Consider the following 15,128-nt stretch of genomic DNA (forward strand, 5'->3'; position numbering starts at 1 on the left):
TTTTATTTAACCGTTTATTTATGGTATTATTAGGTTGTAATTAAAAATGAAGGGAGCTACATATTATGTTAATTGAATCAGTCTGTATTCCAAAAAGATTACTAACAACAGTTAGTGAAACTTGTACGCTAGAAGATGCGTTGAATATCTTAGAAGAGTCTGGTTTCCGTTGCGTCCCTGTACTTGACGAAACAGGAAAATTCTTTAGAGGAAATATCTATAAAATGCATATATATCGTCACAAATCAAATGGTGGGGACATGAGTTTACCTGTCACACATTTGATTAAAAATGCGACAAAATTTATTCATTTGAATTCATCTTTCTTCAAAATATTTTTCACAATTAAAGAGTTACCATACATCGCTGTTTTAGATGCAAACGATCAATTTTACGGCATTCTAACACATAGTAGTTTATTAGGTATCTTATCTCAGTCATGGAACGTTAAAGAAGGACGCTTCGCATTAACGATTGCTTCTACTGGTCGCAAAGGTGACTTGGCAAACATGACAAAAGTTATTTCGAAATACTCTGATATTGCAAGTTGTATCACACTTGATGTGGGTCGTGACGAGTACATCCGTCGTACAATTATTACACTACCAGCTGACACAGATAAAGAAACATGTGATTTAATCATCAAAGCACTAGAGAAAAAAGATTTCTTTGTTGCTCAAGTTGAAGATTTACAACAGCCTTTAAGCTAAAAAATAAGAGGCTGACCCAAAAGTCTCTTTACAGAAAACAAGCATTCCAAAATGAAACCTCTCATTTCAGAATGCTTGTTTTTTCGTGATTTCTTACTAATATCCTTCCTATTTTTTCTCAGTTTTCTTAAATTTAGTGCCATTAACGCAAATCCCAGCTCCTGTGAAATCTTATCTTTTCCTCTTACAGAGAATCGATTGAATGCCAAATTAGCCTTCAGATTTCCAAAGGCTGGTTCAACATCTATTTTTCTTTGACGATATATTTCTCCTGTGACATCCTCTTTCAAAAGCTCTCTTACGTGAGCTTTAAAATATTCCCAATTCCCATTTCTTTGAATCACTCGATTTTTACTACTCTTCGCACGAGTACATAATGCTCTAACTGGGCAATTTAAACAAGACTCACATTCATATATTTTAAGTTGTCTTTTGAATCCAGATTTATCCGTTCGAGTAGAGTAATTTCTAAATTTGACTTCTCGATTATTCGGGCAAATATAAGTATCTGCCAATTCATTATAAATCCAGTTATCTGGAATGAATGGATTTTGTTTATATTTTTTAGTGTGTTCTTTCTGATACATTGTATAAGTAATTAATGGAGTTCTTTCAAAATCATCTAAAATTGCTTGATAGTTTTCTTCACTACCATAACCTGCGTCAGCCACAATGTATTTAGGTAAGTCAAAATAAGATTTCTTGATAGTATCTAAGAAGGAAATCATTGTTTTAAAATCCGTTGGATTTGAAAATGTTTCATATGCTAAAACGTATTGATGATTGGTTGCAATTTGAACGTTATATCCAGGTTTTAACTGACCATTCATCATGTGGTCATCTTTCATTCTCATAAAAGTGGCATCATGATCTGTTTTAGAGTAGCTATTTCTACCGTTATAAATATCATGTTGTTCTTTATATTTTTGCTTTCTATAGATAAAGTCAGAAAAAGCTTTCAATGCTTTTTTAGGCTCTTTACGCTCAGAACGAAGTTCTTTTCTCTCTTGAACATCTGAAGTATTTTCAATTTTAGTGCTTAAATCACTTACTTTCATTTCCAACTCATCAATGATTTGTTTTAAATTTCCTGTGTTTAACTCATCATCTTCTGAACAAATAGATGGAATAATTTGCTCTTCTACAAGTTGTTGATAATAGGACTTTGACTTTTCTCTCAAAGATTCTTCATAACGTTGTGTACTCTTTTTCCAAACGAAGGTATATTTATTTGCGTTGGCTTCTAACTTTGTTCCATCAATAAAAATAGCTTCTTCATCAATTAATTGTTGAGAAACAAGCTGATTTCTAAATTGAATAAAACATTCTTGAAGTATCGGTTGAACCAGTGGGTTCACTCTGAATCGATTAATTGTTCTGAAGTTAGGTGTCTGTGATTGCGTTAACCACATGGCACGAATGCTATCTTTAGACATAGCTTCTATCTTTCTGCCTGAAAAAATAGATTGAGTGTAGCCACACAGAATAAGCTTCAACATCATTTTTGGATGATAAGACGAAGTTCCCATTCGATGCTCAAAAACTGAGAACACATCCACAGGGATGCTTTCTACTAACTCATCAATCGCAAAAGCGATATCATTTTCTTCTAAATAAATATCTAAATTCAGTGATAAAGTAACCTGTTTCGTGTTATAATTCTTATACATAAATAGCACTCCTTTTTAGTTGGTTTCGTCACTTTAATTATATAGGATAGTGCTATTTTTTACGTCAAAAAAGGAAGAAAATCGAAAAAAGATTTTCTTCCTTTTAGTTTATTCTAGAGACTTTTGGGTCAGCCTCATTTTTTTATTTAAATTTATCAAAGTGAACGACTTTATTAATCCCATACATGATGGGCGCTGAAATACTCATAATGATTAATTCACTCAAAAATAGTGAGCCATATGTTGCCCAGAAAAAGTTTGAGCCAATTGATTGATTAGAAATAATACAAATCATAATGGCAATTAATATCATACTCACTGAAAAAGCAATCGTATTGATAACCATTCGTGTTTTCTCACTCTTAATCCATCTAGCAGAAAATGCTGTGATACTTAGAGCTAGTAATGTCTGACCTCCACCAAACAAGACATCCATCATGCCTCCTTCAGCAAAGAGTAAATTAAAGGTGACCACCCCTAAAAATATACCCCATAATAATTTTTTATTAAATACTACAAGATGATTCAGACTCTCTGAAACCCTAAATTGAATAGGTCCTTGAGCGATAGGTGCAACAACAAGTGTTAATACAACGTATAACGCTGCAATTAACCCGTTGACAACTAATACGGTTGTCTTTGATCGTGATACTGATTTTTCCATTTTTCTTTTCTCCCTTCCTAGTTTTGATATCGCAGGATGGTATGAACGAACTGCGGTTATAAAACATAACGATATTATCCTACTCTTTGTTGCACAAAATGTCAAAATTTTCTGTTATGATAGTAACATAACTAACTAAAAGGAAGAAAAATATGTCATTGATTATCAAAAGAATAAACGCCATTACACCTATACATTTAGCACTTTTGAAAGAAGCAGATCCTGATGAACATATGATTAATTCTTATATTTCTCGTGCTTTTTTGTTCGAATGCCTTTATAATAATAAAATTGTAGGAATTCTTGCGTTGGGAAAAATAAATCAAGATTCACTAGAAATTTTAAATATATCTGTTAGCGACACGCATCAAAATAAAGGAATTGGTTCTAGCCTTCTTGATTTTGCAGATGTGTTTGCTAAAAAGAATCATTATGTCATACTTGAAGTTTGTACAGGTTCTACTAGTATCTGGCAACTTTATTTTTACCAAAAACATGGCTTTCGTATCATCAGTGTGCAGCCTGACTACTTTATCATTCATTATAAAAAACCAATATATGAGCACGGTATTCAGTTAAAAGACCGCCTTCGTCTGCAAAAGAAACTGTGATTGCATTGCCTTGTTTCACTAGAACCCGTCAAAATTTTAAGGAGTTGCTCTATGAAAAAATTAGTACTGCATTTATTAGTCAACCAGCATGCTGGATCTGGTAGAGGTGCTAGACAATATAAAGAAGTAAAAAAACAACTAATAGAAAAAGAGATTCCTTTTGAGTCCTATCTAACTGAGTACGCAGGACATGAAAAAGAAATTGTTGAGACTTTATTACAAACGACGCTTAAACCTTATGTGTCAGGTAAACCGTTTAATCACTTACTTGTTGTATTAGGTGGAGACGGAACACTTCACGAGGTTGTTAATGCCTTAAAAGAGTATCCAGATATTCCGATAGGGTATTTACCAAGTGGCTCTGGAAATGACTTTGCACGCGGTGTTGGGGTTTCTCGTAAAATTAATCAAGCATTAGAACAGCTGCTATCAGTCACCCACCCAACCTCAATCAGTTTGATGCAAGCAACAGATGTCGAAACAAACGACACTCGTCTGATACTAAATAACGTTGGCGTCGGGATTGATGCAAAAATTGTGGCAACAGCGAATCATTCAAAAGCTAAATCTTTACTGAATCAATTAAAGCTTGGATCGTTGTCTTATGTTAGTGCGGCATTATCGTCTATTTTTAAACAACCCTCTTTTCCTTTAATTGTTGAAACAAGCACTGAAAAGAAAGAATTTAAAAAAGCTTTTTTATGCACCACAACAAATCATCCCTATTTTGGTGGTGGTGTTGCGATTGATCCCACTGCATCTGCTTATACGGATGATATTCACTTAATCATTGTGGAAAAAATATTTCCTTTGTCACTTGCGTGGTTAATTATTAAACTATTTTTCAAACAACATTTGACTTCACCCTACCTTCACCGATTTGTCGACTCAGAACTTACTTTAACTTGTCCTATCGCTCAAGTTGGCCAAGCTGATGGCGAAGAATTAGGAGAGCAAGAGTTTAAACTACGATTTAAAACGACGCATAGACTATTTTGGATGTAAAAAAATAAGCCATGGCTACTAAAACCATCGCTTATTTTTTTGTATTAAAATCATAAGGTGAAACATGTTCCATCCCTATCATTGGATCAATTTCTGTAAAATTATCTTGTGTCAAAACATATTTCTTAGGCAATGATGTCTCTTTTTCCTGTTCAAAAAGAGAGACTTCTTGCACAATTTCCTTTTTCGGAATGTTAGCTGTTTTTTCTTCCACCAAATGTTTTAAATTTTCTTTTACCTCTTCTTCTTTTTCAAGTAGGTAATTTTCTTCTTCAGCTTTTCGTTTATCAAGTGAGTCTTCACTTTCCATCAAACGTTCTGCTAAAGTTGTTTGGCGTTCTAGTGTTTGACTTTCAATTGCTCGAACAAACGCATCAGGTTCACCAAGTAAAATTAAAAAATCGCGACTTCGCGTCACAGCTGTATAGAGTAGTTTCCTTTGTAACATCCGCCCATATTGATTTACTAATGGTAAAATAACCATTTGAAACTCACTACCTTGAGATTTATGAATCGAGCAAGCATATGCTAACGTTATTTTTTGCCACTCATTCCGTTTATAGACAACTTCTGTTTCATCAAATAAAATTGTCATCTCATCAACTTTATCATCTGTGTCTTTTCCATAAGTAATCCCAACAATTTCACCCATATCACCGTTAAACACATTAACTTCTGGACTGTTCACTAAATGCAGAACCTTGTCGCCGATTCGATACACTTTATCAAGCCATTTTACTTCTTTTCTCTCACCAGTATCATTATTATTTAATATTTGTTGCATCATAATGTTTAATTGGTCAATCCCCGCTTTTCCACGATACATCGGGGCTAGAACTTGCACTTCTTGATTAGAAAAACCTTTATTTTTTGCTCTGGAAACCACTTGTTCTACCACTGATTCAATTTGATTTACTTGACATTGGATAAATGATCGGTCTTTTTTATTTTCAGTTAAATCCTTAGGCACCTCACCATTTTTTATATGATGTGCTAATGAGATAATCGACGACCCATCATCTTGACGGTAAATATCTACTAATTCTTTTTTAGGAATCTCTTCTACTCTTAATAAATCAGTCAAAACTTGCCCAGGCCCTACTGATGGCAACTGATCTTTATCACCCACAAAAATGACTTGCATGTTATTTGGCACGGATTTGAGTAACGTATTAACTAACCAAGTATCAACCATCGACAACTCATCGACAATTAATAAGCCACCTTCTAATTCTCTAGCTTCGCCAATCGCTTCTTTTTCTCGACCGGTCAATCCTAACAAACGATGAATAGTACTAGCCGGTAAACCAGTCATGTCATTCATTCTTTTAGCCGCTCGTCCCGTTGGCGCCGCTAAAAGAATCGGGAACACTTTTTGTGTATAATCTTCTAAGTTTAACGATAAACCATTTAATTCAGCATACAAAGAAACCAAGCCATTAATAACGGTCGTCTTTCCTGTTCCTGGACCACCCGTTAAAATAAAAAAGTGCGACATAATCGCTTCTTTTAAGGCATCTTTCTGACTTTTACCATATTTGATATCCGTTCGTTTTTCTATCATTTCGATGGTTTCATCAATTTCTTTTTTCTTATATGGTAATTTTTTCTTTTTTTCTAACAATCGTTTGATTGAAGCCGCTGTACCTATCTCAGAAAAATATAATGATTTTTCAAATAATCGTGTTCCCTCTTGAATAATCGCACCTTCTTCTGATAAAGCAAGAACTTCTTCTGCCACCAGTTCTGGATTAATTTCAACAGGGCGACTACTCTCTAAAACTTGCAGTGATGCTTCTAATAATTGTTTTGCTTCCATATAGGTATCCCCTGCATTTAAACAACCTTGATACAATTCATGAATCAGTGCTGCTCTAATACGTGAGGGAGACGTAGCTGAAATACCTATTCTCTCAGCTAACATATCCGCCTTTTTAAAGCCAACCCCTTCAATATCTTCAACTAATTGATAAGGATTTTCTTCAATTATTTTTAATGTATCACTTTTATAAAATTGATAAATAGAAAATGCCAACTGATTACCAAATCCATAACGATTAAGCCCCACGACAATTTGTTCCATCCCATAATTTTCTCTAAGTGACGTTACTAAAACATCTTTTTTCTTTTGATTTAATCCAGATACTCTATCAAGCAAATCGGGATTTTCTAAAATATCATCAATCGCAGATTCACCTAACAGTTCAACAATCGTCTCTGCCGTTTTTTTCCCAATTCCTGGAAATTTACTACTAGAAAGATAATTAATCAAGCCTTCAGTAGACGTTGGTTTATCTTGCTCATATCGTTCTACTTTTAATTGTTCGCCGTATTTGGGATGGTTGACTACCTCACCATAAAAACAATATGGTTCGCCTTCTTGTATTTGACCAAATGTCCCAGTGACAACAATTTCATCGCCATCATAAGATGTGTTGGTTTCTTTTACTTTAACTAACATGACCTTATAAAAGTTTGTCGCATTTTCAAAAAAGATGGCTTCAACACTTCCCTTTAAAAAAGACATGTCTTCCAAATTATCCATTGTTATCACCTCAACATTTCTATAATTTATAGAAAATCTGTGTTATTCCATTCATCTAATGTAAATTTATCACCATCATAAGATAACACTGTTACACTGTTGTTATCAATCATGCCTTCTACTTCACGTATTCTTTCTATCGGCACTCCTAAAAGAGTACGCACACAAGCAATCAACATGGCTCCATGTCCCACAAATAATAATGGTCCATCTTTTGTTTCCGCTATAGCATCCTTGACAACTCTTGTGCTTCTATCTATCATTGATTGGTAATCTTCGCCATTAAAAGGAGTCGGATCATACTTATCTGGATGATTTCTAAGATAAAACATTTCATCAGGAAAACGAGTTTTTGCTTCTAAAAACTTTTCACCCTCTAAGTCACCAAAACTTAGCTCAACAAAACCTTCTCTTTCATACATAGGGATTGCTCTATCGAATTGAGAAACAATGCCCTCAGCCGTCTCTTTCGCACGTTTAATTGGACTAGTATAAACCGCTTCAAATGGAATATCTTTTAAAGCTAAGCCACACTTTTTCATATCTTCATAACTTTGTGGTAATAAGGGAGAATCTTTTACACCTTGTAAGCGATCATCTAGATTCCACTCTGTTTTTCCATGACGGACAAAATATAATTTCAAATCTTTCACTCCTAACTTAATTTATCATTCTCATAAATATGAACTGTTTCTAAATTGGGAAATCCTTGTTGTCTTAATGCTTCATAAACGATCAAAGCAACAGTGTTAGAAAGATTTAGTGAACGTACATGTTCATCATTCATCGGAATACGAATGCATTTTCCCTCGTTTTCTCTCATAAAACTTTCAGGTAAACCAGTTGTTTCTTTTCCAAAAATAAAGTAATGGTCGACCTCATTATCAAAGGACACATCACTATATGTATTTCTAGCAAATTTTGTCACCAAATGTAGTGGAGACTCTCCTATTGATGCTAAAAAGGCTTCTAAGTTTTTATGGTACGTAATATTTACATCATGCCAATAATCAAGACCTGCACGTTTCAAGTGTTTGTCATCAGTTGAAAAACCCAAAGGCTCAATCAAATGCAGCGGTGAATTGGTTGCAGCACATGTTCTAGCTATATTTCCAGTATTTGCTGGTATTTGTGGTTCAAATAATACGATATGATTCATTTTTGGGTCTCTTCTTTCCTATTTTTTTGCATAAAAAAAACGTATCGTCTCGGTGTCAATCCACTGCGAGTCGCTACGTTGGCGGTTTGCCATCTCACCAACTTTTATCAGAACAGGAATCTGATAAAAACCGCTGAAAATGACTTGATGTTATTGTAGCACTAACAACTAGAAAAAACAACCTTACTTTTGTAAATCATTGCTTTTTCCCAACCAATATTTTCACGTCCATTGTTAATTTCTGAAAATAATTATCATGAGCACGTTGTTTTGCTGTCTCACTTGCTCCCCAATGAATTGGTGACATTTTCAAAACATCTTGAAAATCCTCTTCTTCCACTAAAAAATCATACGTCAAATGTTTTTCCTCAACTAACGTCATGTCTTTTATGAATTTTTGGTAGACTTTTACATTACTATATTCTTTTTTATCCTCATCATCATAATAGAAAGCCTCACGTAATTGTTTTAGATAATATGATTCAGGAATCACTTTTATGACTAGTCCATCTTTTTTTAAGACTCGACTCATTTCTTCATAATGACTTGGTGAAAAAATATTTAACAACACATCGATACTTTCCGATTTAAAAGGCATATTTGTCACGTCACCAATAAACCAAAATGCTTCTTCTGAAAAATCACTAGATAGTAATACGCCATCTTTAGATAAATCAAACCCCATTTTATGGCCTTCCACATGATGACTCGTTGCTAGTCGCTCTAAGATACTTCCTTCACCGGCTCCCATATCAACAATCAAATCATCATGACTTACGCTAGATAACAGTTTAGCAATTTCTGTTTCTAATGGCTCATATAAGCCTTTTTGAATCATTTTACGTCGATGGCTCATATAAGCCTTTTGAATCATTTTACGTCGATGCGATAACATCTCTTTATCATAATCACTATCCATATGATGAAGTGGAAAATGAACGGTTCCTTTTTTTGACACATCAAACTGATGATTATTTTGACAAACTAATCCACTTTGAGATAATTCAAAACTAGTGTGACATTTCGGACACTCCATGGTATTAATTGATTGGCCTAAATGGTCAAACGCATACTCTTTTTTCTTTTTAAGCATATATAAACTCCTAAATAAATGTTATGACTATCATACCATAATTTCAATCCGTAAATGATTGTTTATGCTATACTAAGATTAAACTATTGAATTAAATCGGAGGATTTCTTTGTGATGATAAAAGAATTTTGTGCTGAAAACTTTACAAATATTCCAAACGCGATTGCTTCAGGTGCAACTCGTATTGAATTATGTGATAACCTAGCTGTTGGTGGAACGACAGTAAGTAAAGGGGTTATGGCTGAAACGATGGCCTACTGTAGTGAAAAAGGTGTGCCTGTCATGGCAATTATCAGACCTCGTGGAGGAAATTTTATTTACACAGACATTGAATTAAAAATTATGGAAGCTGACATTTTAGAAGCAAGACAACTTGGTGTAGATGGTGTTGTTTTTGGTTGTTTAAATGAACAAAATAAAATCGATGTTGAAGCCATGTCTATTCTTCTAGAAGCTGCAGAAGGCATGCAAGTGACATTTCATATGGCCTTTGACGAAATGAGTCGCGATGACCAATTTTCTGCTATCGACTGGTTAAGCGAGCACGGAGTAACACGCATACTAACTCATGGGGGTTCTAATCTTGTTCCAATTGAACAACATCTTGAATACATCAATGATTTGATTTCGTATGCTAATAACCGTATCACTATTTTGCCTGGTGGCGGTATTTCTTATAAAAATATCGATACCGTTACCTCTTTTCTAAAAGTAAAAGAAGTTCACGGAACACAAATTGTGGATTTTCATTTTTAAAAAGCCTTGCGTGAGTCACGCAAAGCTTTTTATTTTTACCATTTTGATTCGATAAACTTATCTCGACCAGAAGCTTGTCGATAATTTTGATAATGAGTTCTATTTTTTTTGTAAAAATCTTGATGATACTCTTCAGCCGGATAGAATACTTGAGCTTCTTCTATTTGAGTCACTATTGGTTGGTCAAACTTGCCACTTTCTTCCAATTCTTTTTTTGATTGGGTCGCAACATCATACTGCTCTTCAGAATTATAAAAAATAACTGGGCGATAAGAGTCTCCTCTATCGACAAATTGTCCCATAGCATCAGTTGGATCTGTTTGATGCCAATAAATTTCAACTAATTGCTTATAAGTTATAATACTAGGATCAAATGTAATTTCAACCGCTTCAGTATGACCCGTTGTCCCACTACAAACTTCCTCATAAGTTGGATTGACTGTATGACCACCAGTGTAACCAGAAACTACTTTAATAATGCCAGGTAACTCATCAAATGGTTTTACCATACACCAAAAGCACCCTCCAGCAAATATTGCTTTTTCTTCCATCAAATCATCTCCTTCATCCATTTCCCTCATTTTATACAAACTTCTTTTATTCGTCACTTAAAATGATTTAAAAGGAAATAAAATTTTATTATTTACATCTTCTATATTGAAATTATATTTCAAAATCGTTATAATAAAGAAGTAAACACTGTACTATCGAAAGATTCATAAAGGATGAAAACTATGACAAAAATCAATTTAAATAACTTAACAACTGAACAACGAAATCAAGATACTTTCGGATTAGACTCAATGAGCGTTAAAGAAGCCCTTGTTTTAATGAATAAAGAAGATGAAAGAGTTGCAGAAGCCGTCCGTAAAGAACTTGATAGCATTGAACCTATCATTGAACAGACAATTAATGCTTTTAACAATGGTGGAAGACTTATCTATATGGGTGCTGGTACTAGTGGACGGCTTGGTGTTTTAGACGCTGCTGAATGTGTTCCAACTTTTGGCGTTAATCCAGATATGGTTATCGGCTTAATTGCAGGTGGAGAAAAAGCCATGACAATAGCTGTGGAAGGAGCTGAAGACTCTTTAGAACTTGGTAGAGAGGACTTGATGAAACTAAAACTAACTGACAACGATATTGTGCTAGGTATTGCAGCAAGTGGGCGGACACCTTATGTTATTGGTGGATTAAATTACGCACAATCTGTTGGAGCAACAACAGCAAGTTTATCTTGTAATAAACACGCCAAAATCAGTCAGCACGCAGAATTTCCAATTGAAATTAATGTTGGACCTGAATTTTTAACGGGATCAACAAGGTTGAAATCTGGTACAGCACAAAAATTAGTTCTAAACATGATTTCGACCATCAGCATGATTGGCATTGGAAAAGTCTTCAACAATCTAATGGTTGATGTTAAAGCAACTAACGAAAAACTCGTTGAACGAGCAAAAAGAATTATCATGCAAGCAACTGACTGTGACTATGAAATGGCTGAAAACTATTTTTATGATGCCGATGAAGATGTTAAATTGGCGATTGTGATGATACTGACTAACAGTGACAAACATACTGCTAAAACCAAATTAGTCAATGCTAATGGCTTTGTTAAAAAGACTTTATCATAATAAAAGAACCTTCTTTACCCAATGTAAGGAAGGCTCTTTATTTTATGCTTTTTTAGTTACTCTCAATGCATCTTTAAACACTTGCATCATACTCTTATCACTATAAATAAGAACAGTTGATTTATAAACTCTTGCTGACATTCTAAGAAGTAATACGATAGCTACAACTAAAATACTTAGTGAAATCAATATCTCTGAGTTTGTCACACTATCATTTGCGATTCTAACCGGCATAGCAAATGAAGAAAAGAATGGAACAAACGAAAATATTTTAATTAAAATATTTTGAGGGTCTGACATTCCTAACATCATCGTTGGTAAAGACGCAATCATGATGAGATAAGTAACGGGGGTCACAGCTTTTGCTGCATCTTCTGACTTGCTGACAAGCGACCCAGTAAAAGCAGATAAAATCGTATAAATCAATACACCCAATAATAAGTACAATAAGTTATATCCAAGAATCCCTTTTATCAATTCATCCATAGAAACCGTCTCTAAAAATCCTTTAACTGTATCCATATCTTTAGCTAAGAAATACGCCACAATTCCTGAGAATAAATAAATAATAACCTGAGTTAAAATCACTAAGAAAATCCCCATAATTTTCCCATAAAAATGCTTAGCCGCAGTCGTACTTGATAAAATAATTTCCATAATACGCGTGCCTTTTTCAGAAGCAACTTCTTGTGCTGTAATAGATGCATACAGTAACACAATCATATACATCGCAAGAACAACAAAAAACCCTACAAACGTCAAAGCCATACGATTGTCTTTGTTTTCCTCGATTTTTCCATCTGATATTTTCACTTGCGTTTCACTCAATGAAGCTTGAGATAATAATTTCGTTACTTGATCAGATGTGAGTCCCAATGAGCTTGAATTAAGACCTAACTGCATTTGATTTAGATACCCTAACAATAACTGTTGATTCGTGCTCCCCAATGTTTCAACACCTGTGTATTGTCCAGTCAATTGGTTATTCTTAACTGAAATAACCAGATAACCATCTATTTCTTCTTTTTCTAACGCTTTTTTAGCTGTTGATTCTGTCGTAATCTTTTTATTAATATCAAAATCATTTTTAGCTAATTCAATATAACTATCTGTCATGCCTTTGTCTTCTGATACAATCGCAATTTCATTCACATCAGCAAATTTTGAGCTAAGATAACCTGTACCAAATGAAAAAGCAATCAATAAAAAAGGAGCCAATACCATCATAATAAAACTAGCAGATTTTACATGTTTTTTATATGTTTCTAGTGCAACAACCCAAAACTTATTCATCTTCTTCACCAACTTTCATTTTAAATATCTCCTCTAAAGTGGGTGGTTGTTGATTAAATACTGGTATATAATCACTAACTCTCATCGCTTCATCAAAGACCAAACGACCAACTTCTGACGATTCTAATCGAATATTATAATATCCTTCTCGTGGACTTTCTACATTAAGCACGCCTGGAATACTCTCCACTTCTTCTTTTGTTAACACACTTTCCAATTCTAAACGAGTTCGACCAAATGATTCACGAATCGATTGAACCGTACCATCAAGTACCATCTCGCCATTTCGTAACATCACTAGATGATCGCATATTTTTTCAACATTTTCCATGTTATGACTAGAAAAAATGACACATGACCCTTTTTCTTTTAATTCGATAATTCCTTCTTTTAGTAATTCAGCATTTACTGGATCTAAACCACTAAACGGCTCATCAAGAATAATTAGCTTTGGTTCATGGATTAAAGTTGCGATAAGCTGTACTTTCTGTTGATTTCCTTTAGATAATGATTTTACTTTATCTGTTTTTTTTCCTTTAACTTGAAATTTATCCATCCATTTGTCAATCAAAGGAACAATTTCTTTTTTCTTTTTACCACGCAAACGACCAAAATAAATTAATTGATCTTCAATAGTAACTTTAGGATATAATCCTCTTTCTTCTGGTAAGTAACCTATCACATTATAATCCTTTTCAGTCAACGGCTTTCCATTCCACAATACATCGCCATCATCTGTATCTAAAAAATTTAATATCAAACGAAATGTGGTAGATTTACCTGCCCCATTTTGCCCGATTAATCCTAATATTTTACCATCCGGTATTCTAAATGACACATCATCAACTGCTGCCATATCACCAAAATACTTTGTTAACCCATCTACTTCTAACATCTTTTCCCTCCTATTAGTTAAAAAATAACATACTACTTATAAAACCAAAAATTGCTCCTATAACCATTGAAATCACCATATCTCGTCCAAAATTTTGACTTCTGTCTATTGCTTTAGGATTGTTATAAAGCTCTGGTCGTTTTCGATACATCACCTTAAAATACAACAATAACACTGCCATCATAATTGGAAAAATCATTCCGACAAATAAAACACCACTTACCATAACCTTTACCCATAGACTCATACTAAAATTATTAAAATGAAATAAAAATAAATAGATAATTAAACTTGGAAAAAACAGCCATAACGATTGTAATAACATCCATACCGTCTCATTTTTTAATCGTTCTTTATACGTTTGCCTATCAGTATAATTAAAAATATGATTACCTGTCGACTTAAAAACAAAATATCTATTTCGATAATTTTCAACTAGTGACCATCCTGAGTCTTGATAAAGCTCAACATAATCACATACATCTATTTTCTTTCCACTATAAAAATCAATCACCCACGTAGAATCTTCAGGTTTAGCTTTTTTAAAGATATAAAAACCAAAAGGACTAATTTTTTTGAGCTGCCACCCTTCTCTAGCTTCTTTAGCAAATTGAATACTTTCTTTTTCAGAATAAAATGCCAATCCTTTAGATAGTTTAATTTTTGTGTTTTTAAATACCATACACATCCACCTTATCTCCATTTAATAAAGAGCGTCCTGCCTCATAAAACATTCTCCTTCTCTCAACTTCTTTAATCAAGTCAGCCTTACCTTGGTCAGTAATAACATAAATTTTCTTTCTATCTTTATCTTCTTTTAACCTAATGTCACCTTTCTTTTCTAATTTTTTAAGTATTGTATACATACTTGCTGGTCCAATGGATACACTATCATATGTCATATCACTGATTCCTTTCATAATAGCATAGCCATGTCTAGGTTCTAGTAAACTTAGTAAGATTAAGTATGTCGAGTCCGTCATTGATTCCATTTTATTTTCCCTCCCCTTTAATCTTTTTTATATTGTATATCATTCTATAATATATTGTTAACTGATATATTATAGAATGATATATTTTTTGTCAATAAAAA

The 15,128-nt window shown here is 33.7% G+C and carries 16 protein-coding genes; 5 read left to right on the forward strand and 11 right to left on the reverse strand.

The annotated features are described in order from the left end of the window. Positions 1–65: 65 nt before the first annotated feature. Complete coding sequence (cbpA, locus tag BHY08_RS08670; protein WP_071457485.1) at positions 66–710, forward strand: cyclic di-AMP binding protein CbpA; 645 nt, start codon at positions 66–68, stop codon at positions 708–710. Here the strand turns inward: cbpA and BHY08_RS08675 are convergent. Together BHY08_RS08675 and BHY08_RS08680 are read right to left on the reverse strand one after the other, a co-directional pair. Then, entirely contained in the window at positions 707–2,380 is a 1,674-nt protein-coding gene (locus BHY08_RS08675; RefSeq protein ID WP_071457486.1) for an IS1182 family transposase, read from the reverse strand. The genes cbpA and BHY08_RS08675 overlap by 4 nt on opposite strands. 142 nt (positions 2,381–2,522) lie before the next feature. Further along, on the reverse strand, positions 2,523–3,044 hold the full coding sequence (locus BHY08_RS08680; RefSeq protein WP_071457487.1) for a QueT transporter family protein: 522 nt from the start codon (positions 3,042–3,044) through the stop codon (positions 2,523–2,525). A 152-nt stretch (positions 3,045–3,196) separates the two neighbouring features. On the opposite strand from BHY08_RS08680, the gene BHY08_RS08685 reads away from it, so the two are divergent. Beyond that, the gene (locus BHY08_RS08685) at positions 3,197–3,655 is read left to right on the forward strand and encodes a GNAT family N-acetyltransferase (RefSeq protein WP_084657237.1); all 459 of its coding nucleotides are present in this window, start codon (positions 3,197–3,199) and stop codon (positions 3,653–3,655) included. Between the two features lie 51 nt (positions 3,656–3,706). Continuing rightward, positions 3,707–4,660 (forward strand): diacylglycerol/lipid kinase family protein, encoded by a 954-nt coding sequence (locus BHY08_RS08690; protein ID WP_071457488.1) that lies wholly within the window; start codon positions 3,707–3,709, stop codon positions 4,658–4,660. A 31-nt stretch (positions 4,661–4,691) separates the two neighbouring features. Here BHY08_RS08690 and recD2 read toward each other — a convergent pair whose 3' ends face one another. The 4 genes from recD2 to BHY08_RS08710 all read right to left on the reverse strand — a co-directional run bounded on the left by recD2 (position 4,692) and on the right by BHY08_RS08710 (position 9,457). Further along, positions 4,692–7,205: an SF1B family DNA helicase RecD2 gene (gene recD2 / locus BHY08_RS08695; protein ID WP_071457489.1), complete on the reverse strand. Its 2,514-nt coding sequence runs from the start codon at positions 7,203–7,205 to the stop codon at positions 4,692–4,694. Between the two features lie 26 nt (positions 7,206–7,231). Further along, positions 7,232–7,849 carry a histidine phosphatase family protein gene (locus tag BHY08_RS08700; RefSeq protein ID WP_071457490.1) on the reverse strand — a complete coding sequence of 206 codons (618 nt, stop codon included), beginning with the start codon at positions 7,847–7,849 and terminating at the stop codon, positions 7,232–7,234. An 11-nt stretch (positions 7,850–7,860) separates the two neighbouring features. Continuing rightward, complete coding sequence (gene trmL / locus BHY08_RS08705) at positions 7,861–8,364, reverse strand: tRNA (uridine(34)/cytosine(34)/5-carboxymethylaminomethyluridine(34)-2'-O)-methyltransferase TrmL (RefSeq protein WP_071457491.1); 504 nt, start codon at positions 8,362–8,364, stop codon at positions 7,861–7,863. A 196-nt stretch (positions 8,365–8,560) separates the two neighbouring features. Further along, complete coding sequence (locus BHY08_RS08710; protein WP_071457492.1) at positions 8,561–9,457, reverse strand: putative RNA methyltransferase; 897 nt, start codon at positions 9,455–9,457, stop codon at positions 8,561–8,563. A 114-nt stretch (positions 9,458–9,571) separates the two neighbouring features. Between BHY08_RS08710 and BHY08_RS08715 the strand changes: the two genes are divergently transcribed. After that, positions 9,572–10,213 (forward strand): copper homeostasis protein CutC, encoded by a 642-nt coding sequence (locus BHY08_RS08715; RefSeq protein ID WP_071457879.1) that lies wholly within the window; start codon positions 9,572–9,574, stop codon positions 10,211–10,213. Positions 10,214–10,248: 35 nt separating this feature from the next. Here BHY08_RS08715 and msrA read toward each other — a convergent pair whose 3' ends face one another. Next, the gene (gene msrA / locus BHY08_RS08720; RefSeq protein ID WP_118250375.1) at positions 10,249–10,764 is read right to left on the reverse strand and encodes a peptide-methionine (S)-S-oxide reductase MsrA; all 516 of its coding nucleotides are present in this window, start codon (positions 10,762–10,764) and stop codon (positions 10,249–10,251) included. Between the two features lie 183 nt (positions 10,765–10,947). Between msrA and murQ the strand changes: the two genes are divergently transcribed. Continuing rightward, positions 10,948–11,847 (forward strand): N-acetylmuramic acid 6-phosphate etherase, encoded by a 900-nt coding sequence (murQ, locus tag BHY08_RS08725; RefSeq protein ID WP_071457494.1) that lies wholly within the window; start codon positions 10,948–10,950, stop codon positions 11,845–11,847. Between the two features lie 42 nt (positions 11,848–11,889). Here murQ and BHY08_RS08730 read toward each other — a convergent pair whose 3' ends face one another. The 4 genes from BHY08_RS08730 to BHY08_RS08745 are packed head-to-tail and all read right to left on the reverse strand — an operon-like array spanning position 11,890 to position 15,027. Further along, positions 11,890–13,140 carry an ABC transporter permease gene (locus tag BHY08_RS08730; RefSeq protein ID WP_071457495.1) on the reverse strand — a complete coding sequence of 417 codons (1,251 nt, stop codon included), beginning with the start codon at positions 13,138–13,140 and terminating at the stop codon, positions 11,890–11,892. Then, positions 13,133–14,035 carry an ABC transporter ATP-binding protein gene (locus tag BHY08_RS08735; RefSeq protein ID WP_071457496.1) on the reverse strand — a complete coding sequence of 301 codons (903 nt, stop codon included), beginning with the start codon at positions 14,033–14,035 and terminating at the stop codon, positions 13,133–13,135. Before BHY08_RS08735 ends, BHY08_RS08730 begins: the two co-directional genes overlap by 8 nt. A gap of 13 nt (positions 14,036–14,048) precedes the next feature. Then, positions 14,049–14,717 (reverse strand): DUF2812 domain-containing protein, encoded by a 669-nt coding sequence (locus BHY08_RS08740; protein ID WP_071457497.1) that lies wholly within the window; start codon positions 14,715–14,717, stop codon positions 14,049–14,051. Beyond that, the gene (locus BHY08_RS08745) at positions 14,707–15,027 is read right to left on the reverse strand and encodes a PadR family transcriptional regulator (protein WP_071457498.1); all 321 of its coding nucleotides are present in this window, start codon (positions 15,025–15,027) and stop codon (positions 14,707–14,709) included. The genes BHY08_RS08740 and BHY08_RS08745 overlap by 11 nt, the downstream gene beginning before the upstream one ends. Between the last annotated feature and the right edge of the window lie 101 nt (positions 15,028–15,128).

This window comes from Vagococcus teuberi (assembly GCF_001870205.1).
Classification (GTDB): domain Bacteria; phylum Bacillota; class Bacilli; order Lactobacillales; family Vagococcaceae; genus Vagococcus; species Vagococcus teuberi.